This is a genomic window from Fictibacillus sp. NPDC058756, assembly GCF_042746035.1.
Taxonomy (GTDB): Bacteria; Bacillota; Bacilli; order Bacillales; family Fictibacillaceae; genus Fictibacillus.
Window position 1 is genome coordinate 343,600 of record NZ_JBHYPU010000001.1, and the last position, 19,455, is coordinate 363,054.

General features: G+C 38.2%; 21 protein-coding genes and 1 riboswitch. Of the genes, 15 read left to right on the forward strand and 6 right to left on the reverse strand.

The annotated features are described in order from the left end of the window. Positions 1-39 precede the first annotated feature (39 nt). A complete protein-coding gene (locus tag ACFW35_RS01745; protein WP_130293295.1) occupies positions 40-258 on the reverse strand; it encodes a DUF2922 domain-containing protein in 219 nt (72 codons plus the stop codon). A 43-nt stretch (positions 259-301) separates the two neighbouring features. Then, a complete protein-coding gene (locus ACFW35_RS01750) occupies positions 302-520 on the reverse strand; it encodes a DUF1659 domain-containing protein (protein ID WP_130293297.1) in 219 nt (72 codons plus the stop codon). Between the two features lie 352 nt (positions 521-872). Between ACFW35_RS01750 and ACFW35_RS01755 the strand changes: the two genes are divergently transcribed. The 6 genes from ACFW35_RS01755 (at position 873) to ACFW35_RS01780 (ending at position 7,397) form a co-directional block, all read left to right on the forward strand. Then, a complete protein-coding gene (locus ACFW35_RS01755; RefSeq protein ID WP_379843319.1) occupies positions 873-1,373 on the forward strand; it encodes a sigma-70 family RNA polymerase sigma factor in 501 nt (166 codons plus the stop codon). A gap of 194 nt (positions 1,374-1,567) precedes the next feature. After that, positions 1,568-3,196, forward strand: coding sequence for a hypothetical protein (locus tag ACFW35_RS01760; RefSeq protein ID WP_379843321.1), 1,629 nt, complete (start codon positions 1,568-1,570; stop codon positions 3,194-3,196). A 285-nt stretch (positions 3,197-3,481) separates the two neighbouring features. Then, positions 3,482-4,711, forward strand: a complete 1,230-nt coding sequence (locus ACFW35_RS01765; protein WP_379843322.1) for an ABC transporter permease — start codon at positions 3,482-3,484, stop codon at positions 4,709-4,711. Beyond that, positions 4,681-5,844, forward strand: a complete 1,164-nt coding sequence (locus tag ACFW35_RS01770) for an ABC transporter permease (RefSeq protein WP_379843324.1) — start codon at positions 4,681-4,683, stop codon at positions 5,842-5,844. The genes ACFW35_RS01765 and ACFW35_RS01770 overlap by 31 nt, the downstream gene beginning before the upstream one ends. After that, entirely contained in the window at positions 5,841-6,554 is a 714-nt protein-coding gene (locus tag ACFW35_RS01775) for an ABC transporter ATP-binding protein (protein ID WP_379843326.1), read from the forward strand. The genes ACFW35_RS01770 and ACFW35_RS01775 overlap by 4 nt, the downstream gene beginning before the upstream one ends. 189 nt (positions 6,555-6,743) lie before the next feature. After that, positions 6,744-7,397, forward strand: a complete 654-nt coding sequence (locus ACFW35_RS01780; RefSeq protein WP_379843327.1) for an NlpC/P60 family protein — start codon at positions 6,744-6,746, stop codon at positions 7,395-7,397. A 548-nt stretch (positions 7,398-7,945) separates the two neighbouring features. Here the strand turns inward: ACFW35_RS01780 and ACFW35_RS01785 are convergent. From ACFW35_RS01785 to ACFW35_RS01795, 3 genes are all read right to left on the reverse strand, one after another. Then, on the reverse strand, positions 7,946-8,992 hold the full coding sequence (locus tag ACFW35_RS01785; protein ID WP_379843329.1) for an STAS domain-containing protein: 1,047 nt from the start codon (positions 8,990-8,992) through the stop codon (positions 7,946-7,948). A gap of 205 nt (positions 8,993-9,197) precedes the next feature. Beyond that, positions 9,198-9,518, reverse strand: a complete 321-nt coding sequence (locus ACFW35_RS01790; protein ID WP_251311701.1) for a helix-turn-helix domain-containing protein — start codon at positions 9,516-9,518, stop codon at positions 9,198-9,200. Between the two features lie 88 nt (positions 9,519-9,606). Next, complete coding sequence (locus tag ACFW35_RS01795; protein ID WP_379843331.1) at positions 9,607-9,750, reverse strand: anti-repressor SinI family protein; 144 nt, start codon at positions 9,748-9,750, stop codon at positions 9,607-9,609. Between the two features lie 30 nt (positions 9,751-9,780). Beyond that, a riboswitch (cyclic di-GMP riboswitch) is annotated at positions 9,781-9,865 on the reverse strand. A gap of 209 nt (positions 9,866-10,074) precedes the next feature. Here ACFW35_RS01795 and ACFW35_RS01800 point away from each other — a divergent pair. Next, positions 10,075-11,046, forward strand: coding sequence for an NAD(P)H-dependent flavin oxidoreductase (locus tag ACFW35_RS01800; RefSeq protein WP_379843332.1), 972 nt, complete (start codon positions 10,075-10,077; stop codon positions 11,044-11,046). Positions 11,047-11,141: 95 nt separating this feature from the next. Here ACFW35_RS01800 and ACFW35_RS01805 read toward each other — a convergent pair whose 3' ends face one another. Continuing rightward, on the reverse strand, positions 11,142-11,315 hold the full coding sequence (locus ACFW35_RS01805; RefSeq protein WP_379843334.1) for a hypothetical protein: 174 nt from the start codon (positions 11,313-11,315) through the stop codon (positions 11,142-11,144). 424 nt (positions 11,316-11,739) lie between these two features. On the opposite strand from ACFW35_RS01805, the gene ACFW35_RS01810 reads away from it, so the two are divergent. The 8 genes from ACFW35_RS01810 (at position 11,740) to ACFW35_RS01845 (ending at position 19,435) form a co-directional block, all read left to right on the forward strand. After that, positions 11,740-12,477 carry a YveK family protein gene (locus tag ACFW35_RS01810; protein ID WP_379843335.1) on the forward strand — a complete coding sequence of 246 codons (738 nt, stop codon included), beginning with the start codon at positions 11,740-11,742 and terminating at the stop codon, positions 12,475-12,477. Then, positions 12,470-13,153: a CpsD/CapB family tyrosine-protein kinase gene (locus tag ACFW35_RS01815; protein WP_379843337.1), complete on the forward strand. Its 684-nt coding sequence runs from the start codon at positions 12,470-12,472 to the stop codon at positions 13,151-13,153. The genes ACFW35_RS01810 and ACFW35_RS01815 overlap by 8 nt, the downstream gene beginning before the upstream one ends. A 173-nt stretch (positions 13,154-13,326) precedes the next feature. After that, the gene (locus tag ACFW35_RS01820) at positions 13,327-14,091 is read left to right on the forward strand and encodes a tyrosine-protein phosphatase (protein ID WP_379843338.1); all 765 of its coding nucleotides are present in this window, start codon (positions 13,327-13,329) and stop codon (positions 14,089-14,091) included. A gap of 194 nt (positions 14,092-14,285) precedes the next feature. Next, positions 14,286-16,106, forward strand: a complete 1,821-nt coding sequence (locus ACFW35_RS01825) for a polysaccharide biosynthesis protein (RefSeq protein WP_379843340.1) — start codon at positions 14,286-14,288, stop codon at positions 16,104-16,106. Positions 16,107-16,144: 38 nt separating this feature from the next. Then, entirely contained in the window at positions 16,145-17,260 is a 1,116-nt protein-coding gene (locus ACFW35_RS01830) for a DegT/DnrJ/EryC1/StrS family aminotransferase (RefSeq protein ID WP_379843342.1), read from the forward strand. Beyond that, entirely contained in the window at positions 17,260-17,886 is a 627-nt protein-coding gene (locus ACFW35_RS01835; protein WP_379843343.1) for a sugar transferase, read from the forward strand. The genes ACFW35_RS01830 and ACFW35_RS01835 overlap by 1 nt, the downstream gene beginning before the upstream one ends. Positions 17,887-17,911: 25 nt before the next feature. Next, entirely contained in the window at positions 17,912-18,430 is a 519-nt protein-coding gene (locus ACFW35_RS01840; protein ID WP_379843345.1) for a GNAT family N-acetyltransferase, read from the forward strand. A gap of 36 nt (positions 18,431-18,466) precedes the next feature. Next, positions 18,467-19,435, forward strand: coding sequence for an ATP-grasp domain-containing protein (locus tag ACFW35_RS01845; protein WP_379843347.1), 969 nt, complete (start codon positions 18,467-18,469; stop codon positions 19,433-19,435). Positions 19,436-19,455 lie beyond the last annotated feature (20 nt).

Below are 19,455 nucleotides of genomic sequence, written 5' to 3' on the forward strand. Positions count from 1 at the left end.
GTTTTTTTTCACGGTCGCTGAAGTCGCTAATTTTATGAATTAACCTAGGTCGATGTCACTCACTTCACGGTCAACAATACGCGCACCTTTTTTGCTCGTATAGCTTCCGCCTGATGAAGTGAAGATGTTTTGGGCGATTACCGTGTCCATAGCAGCGTTAACAGCTGCGGGATCAACCGGTTCGATTGGTGCGTCCAAACGGACTGTCACCGTTTTGTTCTCCTGGTTTAAAAACTGCAATTCAAGTACTTTGGCCATCGAAATCCCTCCTTTCCTCTATATTTTCCTCACAAACCAGTCATTACTGCTGAATCGCGAAGGAATCGTTACGTCGGATACCGACTAGCGGGTAAATCTGTAGTCCTGCAAGTGCAGTCGCAACGGCTTCGAGCTGGTCTGGAGTCGATGTTGTTTTTACATGTGCGAAGTTTTTGTACTTCATCACCGGTTTGTTGTCTGCGTCTAAACCTCCATCAAGCTCTAAGCGCATTGCGGAATCGATCAATGCTGCTGTAGCCATGTGCCTCACCTCCTTTCACTTCATAAGTTCCAGAGAAGAAAAGAAAAGAGTCATCCACATAAAATTTTTTTCAAATCACTATTTATCCACAACTGGGACTGATTTACTCAATAATCCGACTAAAATTTTTCGTTATTGAGAATATCACGCAGAAAATGTGTCGTAATTTGTCAGATGATCTTTATTCTGTGGATAACTCTATGAACGATCTCCTTACAATATTTTTCTTCTGATCACAAACAGCTTTTGACTCTTTAAAAACGCTGCATTGCTACACATCAAATTCAAATTTTATAGTGAGGGTACCGCGGAAATCCCCGAATGTGCGCACATTCCAAAAGGATGTATTCCCATGAAAGAAATGCCCTTTGAACAAGTCGCTTCTATGTACGATCCGCTCATCAAATCACAGATAAGGCTCTATCACTTAACATCCCAATTCGACCAATATTATCAAGCTGGCTTATTAGGACTCTGGAAAGCTTACGAAACCTTCGATCCTGAAAAAGGGCAGTTCTCCTCTTATGCGTACCTTCTTGTCAGGGGCCGTATCCTTCAAGAGCTGAGAGGAGAGGCGAGACGGCAGGAAGCAGAAGAAATCCAGGATCCCCACGAATCGATGACGTTCCGTACTCTTTCCCATGAAGACACCATTCCATATTTAGAGGATGAAACAATGAATCTATATTTGATGCACCTGACAGAAAACCAGCAAAGGTGGGTGACGCAGCGAGTTTTTCAGATGAAGAGTGAAACGGAGATTGCTGAGATGTATGGGGTCACGGTGTATGCTGTAAAATCGTGGAGAAAATCAGCAATCAAGAGGCTTCGGACGGTTTTAATTACCAATTAAATTCAGCCTTTCTTACTACGCAATTTGATGGATATAATTCTATAATTAGGGTATAGTAGAAAACTGTGGGCATGAAATTCCTTTATTAACCATCTTTGCCAGTAGAGAGATAAACTGATATTTTTTTAGAATAACAGTGTAATAAGTTGGTAGGGAAAAGCTTATACATTTATTAAGAGGGGGACAACCAAACGATGGAAACTCAAGTTAATCAGAGTACAGGCAGTAAGAAACGTCCGTTGATCATTGGGCTTGCACTTATCGCGATCATTGCGATTGGAGCAACGGCTTATGCAATGTTCATCGATCTATCACCGCGTGAACTTTATTTGAAATCAGAAATGAACACTTTCAAAGCGATGAACGAGTCATTTGAAGACAGCTTTGGAGATGCATTAGCACTTTCAGAAAAGCAAATGGAAGAAGCATATAAGTCTGAAGCACGCGTTGGTGTGGAAATGGATCCGTCCATGTTTGGAGCGGGCGGAATGGAAGCCGCAATGATCGGTTCTATTCTTTCTAACAGTGAAATTAAAATGACAACACAGCACGATCCTAAGAAAGAAGAAGGGTCAGCTGACGTTGCACTTGTTTTGAACAACACAGATCTTGTAAAAGCTGAATTCTACCAAAACAATAAACAAACAGCATTAAGCGTACCTGCTGCTTACGACAAGCACGTATACTTCCCGAACAACAAGTTTGGCGATGTAATGCGCAAGTTCGATCCAGCGTATGTTGGAATGGAAAAACTTCAAAACTTCTTTAAAGCGGTTGAAGGCGACATAAGTGAAGAAGCACGTGATGAAGCGTTCGAAGAGTTTGCGAAGGTTTATGCAGACAGCGTGAAAGACGAAAACGTAACACTTAAAGAAGATGTTGACTTTAAAGGCGAGAAGCTTCGCCAGTTAACGGTTTCTCTTTCTGAAAAAGAAACAAAAACACTTTTGATCAATTTTATTGAGAAAGTAGAGAAAGACGAAGAAATCATGAATGCTCTAGCTGAGCAATCAGCATTGCAAGGCGGTTTTAACTTCGATATGACATCAACAGCTCCAATGAGTGAAGAAGATGCGAAAAAAGAAATCGAAAAAATGCTAGCTGATGCTAAAAAAGCAATTAATGAAGATCTAGAAATCCCTGGCGGCATGAAGCAAGGTGTAATTGTTGACGGCGATGATACAGTAGTAAGCCGCGATCTTTCTATGAAAATCGGCGCTAACGGCGAAGAAGCTGTTCCAATGAACTACAAGTCTGAAAGCTGGGCGAAGGGCGATGTATCGAACTCTTCTTGGGTTCTTAACGCAGGTCCTGAAGGCGAAGCATTGCTTGTTGATGTAAAAATGGAAAGCGAGCCAAAAGGCGACGATGGCAAGAAGCGCGACATTAAAGCGAAATTCGAAGTGAACGAAAACGGTACAACACAAGGTATCGGATTCCATGTAAAAGGTGAAGGCACTGACAAGAAATCGAACTGGACAGTACAGCTTGTTCCAGCAGGTGAAGCACCAATGGAACTACCTGATATGACGATCGAAATCGAGCATAAAGCAGACCAAAACCTTGATAAAGATTATGCGAACCACGATTACAAAGTAACATTGATCGGAAACGATCCTTCAATTGGTGACATCAATGTTGGTTTGAACATCAAGACGAAAACAACATTTGGCGATAAGCTTAAATTCCCTGAGTTGTCAGAAGATAAAGCAGTTAACGTTGCAGAGATGAGCGACGCTGAAATGATGGGCATGATGTCTGAGATCCAGCGCAACATCGAACAATTTGTTGGTGAAAACGCTCAAATGTTCCAAGGACTATAATATATAATAAGAAGGACAGAGATAACTTAAAATAAAGTTGATCTTTGTCCTTTTTTTAAAAGTCTGTACTTCGAAAGAGTTGATTTCCGCTCCAGGTACTCGCTTTCCACGGGGCGTGCGGTGAGCCTCCTCTGCGCTTTGCGCACTTAGGAGTCTCTCCTGTCCCGCTGATCCCGCAGGAGTCTCGCACCTTGCGCTCCAATCAACTTGTCAACGAAGAGTCTTCAAAAACAACAATCTATTAAAAAAGTCTTTTAAAACTTCTTAAGCGAAAGGAATTTTGTTATGAGGCAAACGTTACTCATTGCCCATCTAACGGTAAAATGCTGGCTGAAGCAGCCGATGCCGCTGTTCGCTATGATGCTTTTTCCGCTTTTGCTGCTCGGTATCACGTATTTGGGACTTAAACCGCTGCTTGAAGACAAAAAGTGGGTCGAGCCCTTTGCCGTCGCAATCGTGGATGAAGATAATACCTTTGAAACGAAATTATTAATGAAACAATACGAAGAATCCGAAGAGCTGCAAGCCGTACTCTCTTTTCAAAAAACAGATGGAAAGACAGCAAGTGAGATGCTCGCAGATAATGAGATCGCTGGTATGGTGATTGTGCCTGACGGGTTTACGCAAGGAATCCGCCGGGGCAAAAACATCCCAGTAACGGTGATCGGTAATCCGGAACGTCCGTTTCAAGCAGAGTTACTGCAGCAAGTGATGGTGTCGAACGCCAACTTGATCTCTGCTGCGCAAAGCGGGGCGAACGCAGCGTTTCATTATTTGCGAAAAATGGGGCTGAGTTCTGAGGGATTTGCGACTTACCGAGACGCGATTATTACCGATTTTACACTGCAGGCTCTGAACCGAAACAAGATCTATGAAACGGAAACTCTGAGTGCGTTTGGAGGCGTAACACCGGTTGAGTTTTACAGCTTGTCGGGTGTGCTGATTCTGCTATTAATCGGTGGTTTGTTTGGTATGAGCTTAACCGCGAGAGGAGAACAAACCGCATTAAGGGAGCGGCTTTCTTTACAAGGTGTGCGTTCTTCGGTTTTCTTTTTTGGAAACATCATATCGGTGTTCATGCTGCTCGTAATTCAAAGTGTTGTATTAACACTGCTTTTTTATAGCGTGACAAAAACGTGGAGTCTGCTTGCAACTGCCATTCTATTAGCCTACTGTTTAGCCGTTTCTTCATTGTTTGCCCTTTGTCAGGAGCTCTTCCAGCGAAACGGTGCAAAGTGGGGAGTGGGAATTCTGTTCGTAGTAGGAGTAACAGCAACGAGCGGAAGTGTATTGCCGTTATCATACTTGCCAGAAATGTGGCACAGCGTGAGCTTTTTAAACGTACTGCATCACACGCATAATGGATTAGTAGAGACGCTGTTTTCAGGTGCGGGTGAATGGAGTTTGGTCGGCGCATTAATGGGATTCTCCGTTGTTTTCTGGGTCTTCGGAATCCTGATTATCACAATAAAGAAGAGGTTGCCATGGTCTGGACAATTGCCTTTACACGTATAAAATTATTGCTTCAAAGTCCGTGGAGCTGGGCAGGGCTTGTAATCCCTGTGGTTTTGCTCGGCTTCTTAGATCTGTCTGTTGAAAAAACGGCAAACGCAACCAAAATCCCAGTTGTGATTGTGGACGAGGATGCATCTGAATACTCCGAGACCGTTATTAAACGTGTAAGCGAGAACCCAGCTGTTGCTGTTAGAGTGGTTAATCAAAAAGAGGCGCGAAACGAAATTGAAACGCAAAAAGCAGCGATCGGCTTTTTAATCCCAGAAGGATTTATGGAAAAAGTTCAACAGAATGATGAAGACGAAATCGTGACGATGTGGCTATCAACTGGAACCCTATCACACGGCCTTGTCCGCGAAATTTTTGCGAGTGAAGTGAAGCGTTTATCGAGCAACTCTTATGGTGCAAATACAGTTTTAAAAACATATGGAAAAAGCGAGAAGCTGGACGTAAAAGAACTGGCTTCTGTCTGGAAAGATGCTTGGGCGTACAGTGACAAGCATTGGAATCCTGTACCGCTGATGACGGTTGATTATAAAATTGGAGCTACAAAAGAAAAAGCTCAATCCGTTGATGACCAAGCAGAATCGATTTATGTACCTGGAATGCTGGTGATGCTTATGCTGTTCAGCTTTTTATGGAACAGCTGGCCGATCAAAGACCGGTATTCAGGAATGCGCTCACGAGTGCCATATTCAGTTGGCGGATTTTCGGTTTATTGGGGAGGTAACGCGCTAGGCGTACTAATTCTTCAGCTCGAACTCCTTGTGCTGATGGCCGGTTTTGGCTGGTGGAAAGGCGAACTGGTGTTGAATGCCACAACCATCGTAATATTGCTAGGATATATATTATTTTTAAATGCTTTATCACTTTTGTTTGCTTTTTTTGTTCATTCCAAACGAACGTGGCAAGCAGTATCACTCTTTGTCGTACTCGCAACATCGCTTTTAAGCGGAACTTTTTTCCCGAGTGACGAACTTTCGAGTATTTTAGAAAAAGCAGCACAATGGACGCCGCAATATTGGATTATCTCAGCTTTAAACCAAGAGACGCTCATGATTCCATTGGTGTTTGTAGGAATCAGCATCCTCTTATACGGACTTTCAACAATAAAGGCAGGTGACAACGCTTGATTACAGCAGAAAATCTATCAAAAAAGTTTGGACGTAAAGAAGTACTTAAAGAGATAAACTTTTGTATCCAAAAAGGGGAAACAGTCGGCGTTGTTGGCCCAAACGGTGCTGGCAAGTCCACGCTTCTTAAAATCATCGCGACGATCATAAGAGGAACAAACGGCTCCGTTCATATCGATGGAATGGATACAAAAAAAGAGACAAAAAAGATACGGGAAAAGATTGGTTATGTACCACAGGAGATTGCGGTGTATCACGAACTAACAGCACGCGAGAACCTTCGTTTTTTTGCGAAGCTAGCTAAAAATTCATCTGAGGAAAATTGGATGAGAAGGTGTGAGGAGTGGAAGCTGGCTGAGCATCTTGATAAAAAAGTAAAGCACTTGTCAGGTGGAAACCAGCGTAAGCTCAACATCTTGATCGCTTTGCTGCATAACCCGGACATCCTGATCCTGGACGAACCAACAGTAGGAATCGACATTTCAGCAAAACAAGAAATCGTGAACGACCTAAGGCAGCTCGGAAGTGAAGGAAAGACAATTCTATATTCCAGCCATGACGCACAAGAACTTGAAACACTATGCACTTCCTTCTTAATTTTAAAAGAAGGAGAGCTGCTATTTTATGGTTCGAAGCAAAAAGTAAGGCAGTTTGGGTCAGTTGCACAGTCGAAGAATTTTGCGGAGACGCTGGGTGAGATAGTGGGGTAATAGAGGTATGAAAGGATAACTTCAATGAGGTTATTCTTTTTTTGTTTGCTCTTAAAGATGAAACGACACCTTTTGACAAGATGGACAATATGCCTATTTTTCGTAATTGAAGCGTAAAACACAACCCTCATTTTCTATAGTAGGATAATAATAGATTACTTGGAAAATAAAAGGGGTTAGGGATATATTATGAAAAAATGGATTACAACTACGGTTTTAGGATCGGCTTTATTATTATCACCAGTACAGGCTTTTGCAAATATCGGAGATCAGACGCTTCGTCCAACAATGACTCATTCAGATGTAAAAACACTTCAAACAATATTACGCAATAAGGGTTATTTTACATATAGCGGATCGACGACTACTTATTACGGTTCTTACACAAAGAGTGCCGTTGCAAGTTTCCAGCGTGCAAAAGGCCTAACAGCTGATGGGGTCGCTGGACGCAGCACGTTTAACAAACTAGGAGTCTATAACGTTAACAATTCCTACTTAGTAGATTATGCAAAGCGTTTTGTAGGAACGCCTTACAAGTGGGGCGGGACAAGCCCTGACGGATTTGACTGCTCAGGCTATATCAATTATGTATTTAAAAATTCTCACAGCATTTACTTGCCAAGAACAGTAAAAGATATGTGGGCGAACACAGGATATAAAGTGTACAGTCAAGCTGTTGGAGATCTAGTATTCTTTGAAACCTACGAGCCGGGAGCATCTCATATGGGGATCTACATTGGGAACGGTAAGTTCATCCACGCGTCATCATCTAACGGTGTAACGATCTCTGAGATGAGCAACACATACTGGAAACCACGTTATATTGGAACAAAGCGTCTGTAACATATAAAAGGAAAAGGAGTCCGATGATTTCGGACTCCTTTTTTTTAACAGAACAAGATTCTTGCCCAAGGATCGCAGCAGCGATGACGGTTCTTCTTTTTGACCTTTTTGCACTTCAAGACTTCAGAGCTAGAAGAAGATGAAGATGAAGAAGAGGAAGAAGAAGAGGAAGAAGAAGATTCGCATTTGTGCTCATGCTTTTTCTTCTTGTCGTGCTTTTTCTTCTTTTCTTTCTTGAACTTGCAGTGGTCGAAATCTCCACACTTGTAACACATAAAAAATTTCACCTCACTGGAATGATACCGATTTCCTTATTCAGGCTTCGGTTTCTCTATATAGTATGTAGGTGAAGACAAGTTGCATAGACGAATGTTGGGGTTTGAAAAAAATTGGGGACATGTGGGGACAATCTGGGGACAGACCCGGGTCTGTCCCCAGACAAATACATATCCTTTTATTTGTTCATCCTGGGTGGACCCGGATACATAACCGATATAATCGCAAAAAAGCCACGCCATTTTCGAAATGGCGTGGCTTTCGTTTACTTTTTAAGGTTGATTTGGTTCTTGAATGAACATGCCTTCCTTTGCAAAAGCGAAATGAATGGCATGCTTCAGGTTTCTAAAATAAGTGCTATCACCTAGTGAATATTGATGTTTCGTCACTTCCATACTTAACTCTGGTGAGATTCCTACAAGCAGCGTCTCCATTCCAAACAAGCGGGCAGATGAGACTAGTTTATTTAACATATCAATCATCTCTGAATCGATCGACTTAATACCGGTCAAATCTAAAATGACAAACTTAGCTCTATGCTGCGGCAGGGAAGTAAGAGTATGTTCTAACATATCTTTAGAACGCAATTCGTTATACTTCCCGATCAATGGGATAACAACAATATGATCGGTTACCGGAATAATCGGAGATGAAATTTCTCTTATTAAATCAGTAAGCTCTCTTGTGCGGTTTTCAACCATCGCTTCAAGCTTCATGATTTCATTTTGTTCTTCACGCTGAACCAGATCACGAATATTATCGCTAGGTGTAATATCTGTCTCAGTAATTTTTATTTTTAATAAATCAGGTGTGGAGTCATCCTCTTGGACTTCATACCACATATGCGTGTCAAACAATCCAGTGAAAACACCAGCCCAGTGGCCAGGTAAGAAGCGTCCCATACGCTTATTTCCTTGGGCTTTTTTAACCTTTGTTTCCCAGCTGTTGGAGATTGTAATCACTGCTTCTTTCTTTTCTATATTCACATCGATAAACGTTTTACCCCAGCCGGCTGTTACATAGATATTAGGCAGGGCTTCTATCGACTTTTTAATATCGCCAATCGAATTCTTATAAAAATCACTTACAACCAATCCTGTACGATAGCCTGCCGTTTCAAAAACGAGGTCAGCTGTACCTTCGCCAGTAATCTCTTCAATGGAATCCAGGAAAACTTTAAACGCTGAATCAATCCAAAACAGCATGACGTCTCCGCCTTCAAATTGGAAAACTCCCTTAGAAGTGTCCCATTCAAAAGAAGAACCATTTACATCTACACTTTTTTGAGTATTAAATAATTCATTCGGCGTTTTATTCATCAACAAATCCTCCATAGGCTCAAAAAATACAAACACCCTGTTCTTTTACCCTTAATGGTATTGTATGAAACATAAGTTTTTCGACATGGGGACAGACCCGGGTCTGTCCCCATAAAAAGACAAACCCCTTCTTTGTTCTTTCCGCGAAGACATCCTGAAAAAGACCAAATAAAAAACCACCAGATCTTATTATCTGGTGGCTCAATTATTTTTGTTTGTTTTTCCATTTATTAAATTCAAGGAACTCTTTAAATTGTTCTTTGCTTACCCCGGAACCCATGGCTTCTTTAACAAGATCTGCCCATTCCTGGTCCAGGTTTTGAGTATCAACTTCAGGTTTAATTAAGTGATCTACAGAAATATTCAATACATCCGCAATCTTCTCGAGAAGCTGAATTGATGGATTTTGTTGAATATTACGCTCCAAAGCACTTATGTACGACTTCGCAACCCCTGCTTTATCAGCCAATGCTGTAATGGAGAGGCCTTTTTCAGTTCGGTATTTTTTTACACGTTCACCAATCATCATTTGCAATCCCCATTTAGTAGTAATTTGCTTTTATTATATCTTTCTACATTTGGGAAGTAAATAAATTATGAGACCTGCTTACTATTTAATTTTTCTGCAATAGGTATTCATTCATTGCCAATTGAGGATTTTGTAAAAAGTTCATAATCTCTTCTTTAGTGAAACCGTGATCTCTAGCTTCTTTCATCAATTCAATCCACTCTCGATCCAACGTCAAAATATTTTCCACTAAAAAATCCCTCCAGATAAGCTTTTTTGTTCAGGTAACCCGGCGATCTTAGCTATAAGCCTTAGACCCGTGGCTTTGCGCCCATTTCTTTCGAGAATGTTTGCCCTTGTCTGAAGGATGATTAGGTAAAATTTCCTAACACAAATTGATTATATACAAGCAAATCAGAGAATGTTGTCAGAAAATGTATGTAATATAAATGTAATATTAGAAAAATATTACTACCCCTATAAATTAAAATTAAAGGATTGGCGAGGGGATTGTGGAAGTTAAAGATAGAATATTACCACCTCTATACGTACTTTAATGAAAGGGTGAAGGAGTATGACTGATAAATTGCCACTAAGCCTGTCGAATCAACTCACATTACCAATTATTAATGCGCCTATGTTTTTAGTATCAAGTCCTGATATGGTTATTGAAAGCTGCAGAAACGGAATTATCGGTACGTTTCCTCTATTAAATGCAAGAACATCAGAACTTCTAGAGAACTGGATGATTCGTATATCAGAAGAACTTAAACAAGTTCAAAAAGCAGATCCCTCAGCAAAAATCGCTCCATGGGGAGTTAATTTAATCGTACACCGGACAAATAAAAGATTTGAAGAAGATTTAGACCTGATAAAAAAATATGAACCGCCTGTTGTGATAACATCCTTAGGTAACCCAAGCGACGTAGCTAAAATCGTTCATAGTTATGGTGGCCTTGTTTTTTCAGATGTTATTTCACTCGATCACGCCCGTAAAGCTGCAAAAACCGGAATTGATGGTCTTATCCTTGTATGCAGCGGGGCAGGGGGACATGGTGGAACACTTAATCCATTTGCATTCTTAAAAGCTGTTAAAGAGTTTTGGGATGGAATTACGATCCTAGCCGGTGCTATATCAACGGGAGAAGAAATCTTGGCTGCCAAAATCCTTGGAGCAGATCTCGTCTACATGGGAACACGTTTTATCGCAACAGAAGAATCATCGGCAAGTGAAGAATACAGAAAGATGCTGATTGAATCTACATTAGAAGATCTAATATACACTGATGCTATTAGTGGAATCAAAGGAAATTATCTACTCCCATCCCTTAAAAGAGCAGGATATGATGTGGAAAATATGTTGAAAAAAGATACCGTCGACCTGTCGTTCTCCGAATCAAAAGCAAAAGCCTGGAAAGATATCTGGTCAGCTGGGCAAGGGGTAGGTAATATAAAAAGAGTATCAACCGTAAAAGAAGTGGTAGACGAGTTAAAAACGGAATATAAAAATGCTCTTCAGTCACAAGAATTCCTAGGAGTAAACTAAAACCGAAATACGGAAACAGATCATTTATTGAGTGTTATAGAACACTAAAAAAAGCCATTTCACTTAAACAGTAAATGGCTTTTTTCATTACTATATTAATCAATCATATTATTTTTATATTCCTCAGGATTTTCCTCAGACCATAATGTAACGTTGTAATGATTGTATCCGTATTTATAATACACGGCATCAAGACATAACATTTGCTTCGTTTCTTTAAAATAATAGAAGGTCTCCCCATAATCGGTTACATGATATGGTTCTCCCAATGTTTTTTCCCATTCCTCCACAAATGAGCTATGAAGTGTGAAGAAACTAATATAATTCACCTTTTGTTCGCGTTATATAAAATGTTAAACTCAGAATCATTCTTAATCGCTTAGGTTTCATATTATTAGAATTCAGTATAATTTTACCATATAGGGTAGGGGGGAGGGGACAGACTCGGGTCTGTCCCCATAAAAACACAAATCATTCATTTTTCCGTCTCAAATGGACAGATGATAAATAAATCTATATAAGTATAATAATTTAAACGTTCTAACAAATAGGGGTTTTTAGGCAATAACATTACAAAAGTGTGACCATTGAAACAAATGCGCAAAATAACTATAAGAATTTTCAAGTACACCCTTTTATATGTAAATACTTGTGCTATAATAACTTATTGTAAATCAAGTATCGGAGGAAACCATGGAAGAGACTATTAGTTTGAAAGAACTTTTTGCTATATTACGAAAACGACTATGGCTTATCATTTCTTTAACGGTTGTTGCAGCAGTGACTGCTGGAGTAATCAGCTTTTATTTCCTGACTCCCATCTACCAAGCTTCTACCCAGCTTCTGGTAAACCAATCAAAGAATGATAAACAAATTGATATAAATCAAGTACAGACAAACTTGGAATTAATTAATACGTACAATGTCATAATAAAAAGTCCTGCTATTTTAGAAAAAGTGATTGCACAGTTGAATTTAGATACTTCAGTTGGTCAATTAAATGAACAGATTACTGTTAGTTCAAAAGAAAATTCCCAAGTAGTAGAGGTTTTAGTAGAAGATAAAGACCCTGCACAAGCGGTTCTATTAGTGAACACAATCGGGGATGTCTTTAAAAAAGAAATCAAGCCGATTATGAATGTAGATAAAGATAATGTAAGCATTCTTTCAAAAGCGCAATTAGCCGAAGATCCTAGCCCGATTAAGCCAAAGCCTTTACTAAACATTGCGATTGCTCTTGTAGTAGGTTTGATGGCAGGGGTTGGATTAGCCTTCTTGCTGGAATATATGGATACGACTATTAAAACAGAGCAAGATATCGAAAACATTCTTGGGCTGCCTGTTCTAGGAACGATCAGTGAGTTCCACCCTGAAAAAAAGAGAAATAAAAAGGAAGCTGGGCTAGATAGAGGGGGTTCGGTTAATGTTTAAGAGGAAGAAGATGTTTAATAATCAAAGATTGTTAGTTGCCGACTTAAACAGCAAATCTCCTGTGTTTGAATCATATAGAACACTTAGAACAAATATCCAATTTGCCAGCGTTGATCAAGAGATAAAGAAAATTGTTATTACTTCCCCTAAGCCTGGTGAAGGAAAATCAACAACAGTTGCTAACCTTGCGATTGCTTTTGCTCAGCAAGGGAAGAAAGTTTTACTGATAGATGCAGACTTAAGAAAACCCACAGTCGCAAACACATTCAGTCTTCCAAACACTTCAGGTCTTACAAATGTATTATCACGCCAGTCAAATCTTGAACAAGTGGTTCAGCAGTCAGCGGTTGAAAACCTTTATATTTTGACTTCAGGCCCTCTGCCTCCCAACCCTTCAGAACTTTTAGGGTCCAATAGCATGAAAGAACTTGTTTCAAAAGCTGAAAATGAGTTCGACATTATTTTATTCGACAGCCCGCCTGTACTTGCAGTAACGGATGCACAAGTCCTAACGAATCTATCGGACGGTACTATTTTAGTAGTTAGAAGCGGATCAACAGATCAAGATGCTGCAAAAAAAGCAAAAGATTTACTTCAAGTAGGAAATAGCAGATTATTAGGGGTTGTTCTGAACAGCAAAAAACAAAAGCAGGATCAGTATTACTATTATTACTAAATAAAAAAGGAGAATTAGTCAAAGTTCGACAAATTCTCCCTGTTTTACCATTACCCAAACTATGGTAGGATACTTTTAGATGTAAAAATAATGCAATAGTCCTTCTTTAAAATCCACTACTTCTTCGAATGTCCTGCTTTCTGGAATAGCTTTTAAAGAAAGAGGGTGAATGAATGATAGACATACATTGTCATATACTGCCAGGCCTTGATGATGGACCAGCTAATATGGAAGAGTCCATTAAAATGGCAGTAAATGCAGTAGACAGCGGCATATCAACTATTTTAGCTACCCCACATTATAACAGCAGATTCATAAATGCTAAAAATGAGATCATAGCAAAAACTGAAGAACTTAATCGTACATTGATGGATATGAATATACCCCTATGTGTATTGTCAGGGCAGGAGATCAGACTTTTTGGAGAAATGCTGGAAACATATGAGAAGGATGAGTTGCTATCAGTTAATAACAACGGAAACTACATTTTTGTGGAATTCCCTGCAAACCATGTACCGCATTACGCAGAACGAGTGCTTTTTGACTTGCAGCTAAAAGGATTAACGCCGGTTATCGTTCACCCTGAACGCAACAGCTATTTTATGGAGCAACCAGACGCTCTTTTTAATTTTGTGAAAAACGGCACATTAACCCAAGTAACCGCCAGCTCTTATATCGGCAGGTCAGGAAGAAAAGTTAAGTCTTTTACACAAAAAATTATTGAAAATAATTTAACACACTTTATCGCAAGCGATGCACATGACACAGTCAAAAGACCATTTGCATTAAGAGAAGCTTACGAACAAGTTCAAAAAGAATATGGAACTCATCTAAGATATTTTTTCGAGGAAAATGCAAGGCTTCTGACCGTTGGGGACACGGTTATGAAAGAAGACCCAGAAAAAATTAAAAGACGTAAGATTTTACACTTTATTTAACCTGACGAATTAGTAGTAGGTTTAAAATTTATCTTTTAGCAGGATGTTGTGTACAAGTTTAACGGCTAAATGGTTAGAAATTCATTTTTTGTCTCCACATAGAAAGAAAGTTAAGTAAAACAGAAATAAAGTTAAGTAAAACTGAAAGAAAGAGATTATATTGACACAAATAAAATGAAAAGAAGGGATTCTATTTGAGCTATCAAAAGCGAGTATCAATGTTAATCATGCTTGATTCGTTAATAGTATTAACGGCTATATATATTGGTTATTTTACGCTGCACCCTTATTTTAGCATCTATACTTTCCGAACTTTAGCTATTAGTTCCATCGCTTTACTTGCTAGCCATCATCTATTTGCTTTTAAATATCGTCTCTATCAAAAAGCATGGGAGTATGCAAGTGTCGGGGAAATGATAGGAATCGTAAGAGCAGTGACGCTGTCTATCCTGTCAGCAGGAATCATTCAGTTTTTAATTAACGGCAATGTATACGTACGGGTTTTGGGAATTACGTGGATGTTACATATCATTCTTATTGGCGGTTCGCGATTTTCCTGGAGAATGTATAGAGATTACTACATGAGATCCAAAGCAGAAAAGAAGCGTGCCTTAATTATCGGAGCGGGTTCTGCGGGTTCAATGCTTGTCCGTCAGTTGATTAAAAGCCGTGACACAGATCTTCTTCCAGTTGGCTTTGTAGATGATGATCCAAAAAAACGAAAACTCCAGATTTATGGAGTGACAGTCTTTGGTATGACAAAAGACATACCAAAACTAGTAGAGAATTTGAACATTGAAAACATCATAATAGCTATTCCATCACTAAGTAAAAAAGAGATTCAAAAGATTTTTCAAGAATGCAGTAAAACTAGTGCTAAAACTCAAATCATGCCTATGATCGAAGACATTGTTTCAGGTAAGATTTCCGTAAATCAATTTCGTGAAGTACAAGTTGAGGATTTATTAGGCAGACAACCTGTTGAGCTAGATATAGAGAGTATCTCTAAAAAACTTACCGGTAAAACCATCCTTGTTACAGGTGCTGGCGGATCAATTGGATCTGAAATCTGTCGGCAAGTCAGCAAATTTAAACCAAAAAAGCTCCTATTATTAGGACACGGAGAAAACTCTATTTATCAGATTGACATGGAGTTAAAAAATAAACACGGTAAAGATTTTGAAATTGTACCTATCATTGCAGACATTCAAGATCGTGATCGCATCTTTGAAATTATGAGTGTACATGCTCCAGATGTAATCTATCATGCAGCTGCCCATAAGCATGTTCCGTTAATGGAATACAATCCAAAAGAGGCTGTAAAGAACAATGTAATTGGCACAAAAAATGTAGCAGAAGCAGCAGATATGTTTGGTGTAAATACATTCGTTCTTGTTTCTTCTGATAAGGCAGTTAATCCAACGAACGTAATGGGATCAACTAAACGGATTGCTGAAATGGTTATCCAGCAATTAGATAAAAAGAGCCAAACAAACTATGTAGCGGTAAGGTTTGGAAATGTTTTAGGAAGTCGTGGATCCGTAATTCCTTTATTTAAAAAACAGATTCAAGCTGGTGGACCTGTAACAGTAACTCACCCAGATATGACTCGTTACTTTATGACGATTCCAGAAGCATCACGATTGGTTATGCAAGCGGGGGCTTTAGCTCGTGGCGGAGAGATTTTTGTACTAGATATGGGAGAACCGGTTAAAATTGTAGATCTGGCTAAGAACCTTATTCAGCTTTCAGGCTATAGCATTGATGAAATTGGAATTAAGTATGCAGGAATCCGACCCGGTGAGAAGATGTATGAAGAATTATTAGGTGAAAATGAAGTTCATAAAAAAGAGGTTTTCCCTAAGATCTTTATAGGTAAAACTCTGGAATTTGAATATACGAAAGTTGCGAATCTAATCGAAAATCATACTGAGTTTACTGCACAATATCTATCAAATTATGTTTTAGAGTTAGCGAATAAGAGAGAAAAACAGCTAATTAAAAGTGCTAAATAAATTATCTATATTTAATAGTGGAAGGAAGTCTTCTGAAAATGACAGATAGAATATTCCTCTCGTCACCCCATATGAGTGATGAGGGCTATGAAATGCAATATATAAAAGAAGCATTTGATACGAACTGGATTGCACCACTTGGGGAAAACGTTAATGAATTTGAAAAAGAATTAGCTGCAAAAGTAGGTTCGAAAGCGGCAGCTGCTTTAACTTCTGGTACTGCTGCAATTCACCTTGCATTAAAAGCAGCAGGAGTAGGTCAAGGTGATATTGTATTTTGCCCGACTTTAACTTTCTCTGCTACGGCAAACCCAATCATCTATCAGAATGCGGTTCCCGTGTTCATAGATAGTAATGAAGAAACGTGGAATATGTGTCCAACAGCTTTAGAAGAAGCCTTTGAAAAATACCCAGAAGTTAAAGCAGTTATCGTTGTTCACCTTTATGGCCTGTCTGCAGATATGGATCAGATTATGGAGATTTGTGAGAAACATAATGTAGCTGTGATAGAAGATGCCGCTGAATCTCTGGGTGGTTACTATAAAGGACAGCACACTGGAACGTTTGGTGACTATGGAATCTTCTCTTTTAATGGAAATAAAATCATTACTACTTCCGGCGGTGGAATGCTAGTTTCTAATAATGAAGAGAAGATTGAAAAAGTAAGATTTTGGGCTACTCAATCGAGGGATCAAGCAAGACATTATCAGCATAGTGAATTAGGTTTCAATTATCGTATGAGTAATGTTGTGGCTGGAATTGGCAGAGGTCAGCTTAAAGTATTAGACCAAAGAGTTGAAAAGAAAAAGTACATCTACGAGTTTTACAAAAGAGAACTTGCTGAACTTGAAGGTGTCAAATTTATGCCAAACAACGATTGGGATGAACCGAATTATTGGTTAAGTTCAATAACATTGAATGGAGTAGTTAGGCCTATTGACATAATGGACGCTCTGGAGAGAGAGAATATCGAATCCAGACCTGTATGGAAACCTATGCACATGCAGCCGTTTTTTGAGAAATACGATTTTATCGGTGCAAGTGTATCAGAAAAACTTTTTGAAAATGGTGTATGTTTGCCATCAGATACAAAAATGACAAAAGTGGAACTAGAGAGAGTTGTAAATATTATAAAAGGTTTGTGGGAGGAATAATGAAAGTTTTAAATTTGTTTATTAAACGTATAATTGATTTACTTGGTAGTTTAATAGGTATAATAATTATTTCTCCAATTGTTGTAATTGTTGCACTTTCTATAAAATTGACTTCAAAAGGTCCTGTTTTTTTTAAACAAGAAAGATTAGGAAAAAGCGGTAAAGTCTTTAATATTATTAAATTCAGAACTATGGTTGTCAATGCCGAAAAAATTGGAGATGGATTATCTGTAAAAAGCGAGAATGATAATCGAATTACTAGAATAGGTAAATTACTTCGAGCAACAAGCCTTGATGAACTTCCACAACTATTCAATGTGTTACTGGGACAAATGAGTCTTGTTGGTCCACGTCCACCGGTCACGTATTTTCCATATGATGGGATCGAAAACTATCCTGAGTGGGCAAGAAAGCGTTTTGTTTTGCAACCAGGCATAACAGGTTTAACACAAGTAACTGTTCGAAATTCAGTTAGTTGGGATGAAAGAATTGTTGTAGACAATAAATATATTGATGAATTTAATGTCGGATTAGATATAAAGATTTTATTTAAAACAGTTTTTAAGCTCTTTAAATCTGAAAATGTCTATATGCAAACAACAAGATCGAAAGATAAAGCTATATGAAGTAAGAGTTGAAAGAGGTGAGAATGTGATTAAGGGAGAAAAAATATACCTTCGACCTATTCTCAAAAAGGATATTAATTATCTTAATGAATGGAAAAACGACGAAGAGACATTCCAATACTTAGGTGGAGGGTTTATGCCAACATCTATTGATCAACAAGAAAAGTGGATGGACTCTTTAATAGACACTTCGGGTAATAATAAGCGCTTTTTCATTTCTAATAATGAAAATGTACCAATCGGAATGATTGGGTTATACGATATTAACTGGATTAATCGTACTTGTGAATTAGGGATATATATTGGCAACAAAAATACCAAAGGAAAAGGTTATGGTAAAGAAGCATGTAAATTACTAGAACAGTTTGCCAAAGATTATCTAAATTTAAGGAAAATAAAGTTAAATGTCGTATCGGACAATGTTGTTGCTATTCAATTGTGGAATAGTTTGGATTATAAAGTGATTGGTGAATTAAAAGATGAACGTTTTATTAAAGGTGAATATAAAAGTTTAACTTTAATGGAGAAATTCATTAATTTATAAATAATACTGTAATTATAATTTTGGAGGATCTGACAAGTGAGTGACAATTTGAACATATTGATATTAAGCTGTGGGACAAGAAATAAAATAGTTCAATACTTCAAAAAAGAGTTAGCTGGTACAGGAATGGTAATGGCAACGGATTGTAGTGAATTAGCTCCAGCATTATATGAAGCCGACAAATATTTTATTGTTCCTCGAATGGATAGTGAAGGTTACTTAGATAACATTCTCTCTATTTGCAAAGAAAATCATATAAAAGCTGTTTTATCTTTGATAGATCCAGAGCTTAGTCTCCTTGCAGAACATAGACAAGCATTTTTGGACATTGGAACTGTACCTATTGTCCCTGATATTGAAGCAGTCGAGCTGTGTTTTGATAAATATAAAATGTTTGAGTTTTTGATTCAAAATGAATATAAAACCATTAAAAGTTATATAAATAAAGAAAAATTTTACAGTGATGTAGAAGCTGGACTCATAAATTATCCAGTGTTTGTAAAGCCAGTTAAAGGTAGTGCGAGTATTAATATCAGTAAGGTTACATCAAAAGAGGAAATTGAGTTGTTATTTAGTCGTTTTGATAATTTGATAATTCAAGAATATATGAATGGATCGGAATATGGTGCAGATGTTTATATAGATATGATTTCAGGTGAGCCAGTTGCAATATTTACAAAAGAAAAGATTAAGATGAGAGCTGGTGAAACTGACAAAGCAGTTTCAGTTATAGATGAAGACCTCTTTGAACTAATAAAAAGTTTTATAAAAAAAGCTAAATTTCTAGGTATTATTGACATTGATATTTTTAAAGTTAATGGTGAATATTACATTTCTGAAGTAAATCCTCGGTTTGGTGGAGGATATCCTCATGCATTTGAAAGCGGTGTTAATGTACCAGGAATGATTATTAATAACCTAAATGGAAATGTGAATATCGATGTAATCGGAAAATATAGCCAGGGTATTCGTATGATGAAATATAATGAAGTGAAAATATTTTGAATTAGTTTAAGTTATTTAGA